1 pseudogene is annotated in these 255 nt (G+C 36.1%); it reads left to right on the forward strand.

Features of this window, described 5'->3' with window-relative positions:
- Positions 1–37 precede the first annotated feature (37 nt).
- Positions 38–255, forward strand: a pseudogene (locus ACTHTA_RS11530) (DsbE family thiol:disulfide interchange protein); the annotation flags it as partial.

A 255-nucleotide genomic window follows, 5' to 3' on the forward strand; every position in this document is an offset into this window, starting at 1 on the left:
GCATTATGTTCTGCCATCAATTTGAAGAGAAAACGCGATGAATAAAAAGTTTATTTTGTTTTTACCACTGATTTTATTATTGAGCGTTTGCTTACTGCTTTTTGTTGGTTTGCATAAAGATCCAAAACAAATTGCCTCTGCACTCATTAATAAGCCAGTGCCGGAATTTTATCAAGCAAATCTACTTGAACCGAGTCAAATCGTCAGCCCAAGAGATTTCCCAAAGAAACCTTTTCTACTTAATGTGTGGGGAAG

This window comes from Neisseria sp. P0013.S005 (genome assembly GCF_051958425.1).
In the GTDB taxonomy this organism is placed as follows: Bacteria; Pseudomonadota; Gammaproteobacteria; order Burkholderiales; family Neisseriaceae; genus Neisseria; species Neisseria subflava.